At 64.5% G+C, this 1,006-nt stretch carries 1 pseudogene; it reads right to left on the reverse strand.

Annotated features, from left to right (window positions below):
* Positions 1–1,006: pseudogene (locus G5C50_RS32120) on the reverse strand (hypothetical protein); the annotation flags it as partial.

Consider the following 1,006-nt stretch of genomic DNA (forward strand, 5'->3'; position numbering starts at 1 on the left):
GGCGTTTGGATTCGCACTCACGTCCCGGCCCAAAGGCATCGGCAAGTAGAACGTGTTGTAGGGCGCTCCCAGCCACGGCTGCGCAACTCCCGAGGAGTCTTTCGGCGGCTCGGACAGATCGCTCCGCTCCGTCACCCAGATATGATAGAACGACTTCAGGAGGCCGAACGACGACGGGCTGGAATACTGGTTCGTCGGAATCATCCGCCCCGCCGGGTCGACCATCACGTCCACGACGCCCGACAGCCGATCCACGGGCAGACGCGACCGTTCCGGCCTGGCCAGCAGGGACGAAGTCAGATCGACCACGACGTTCCCCGGCAGCTGCGTCTCCTGCGCCCCGGGCGACGGCACGGGACGGCGAACGATCCTGTAGGAGACGCCGGCGTACCGATCCCCTCTGACATTCGCCGGGGCCAGCGAAGAGAGGGCGTAGGCCGGAGGCCAGTTCTCGGTCTCGGACCATTCGTCGAACTCGTCGACGGAGCCGTCGCCGTCGTTGTCGACGCCGTCCCAGCCGTTGTCGACGTAGCCGTCGCCGTCGTCGTCCTCGCCGTTCACCAGAAAGAGATATTCCGGGTAGTAACGCCCTCCCTTGACCGGGTCGGGGAGCCACAGCGTGGGGACGTTCGGATCGACGTTGACGAACATCTCGGCGTTCGGCACAGCCACCGGCCCGACGACCGTAAAGTGGGGGCCGACGTTGCTGATCTGAATCTTGTCCCCTGCCCGAACGTTCCACCACCAGGATGTGGACGGCTCGACTTGATAGCGAGTGGGCGTCGTTCCAGCGATTCTCCGATAGACCGACTGGATAACGATCAAAAACCGCATGTTTCTGAAGAGCGTTCCCGTGTTGGGCTGACTCGCTCCCACCTGGCTCGACGTCGCGCCCGGCACTCCACTGGCGATTGCGGGGTAGTTGACGAATCCGCCGAAGATGCCCCCCCCGGGAGCATTGGTCACGTCGACGTAAACCGTCCCCTCGGAGTAGCCCGGCGGCTGC

The organism is Paludisphaera rhizosphaerae (assembly GCF_011065895.1).
GTDB classification, from domain to species: Bacteria; Planctomycetota; Planctomycetia; order Isosphaerales; family Isosphaeraceae; genus Paludisphaera; species Paludisphaera rhizosphaerae.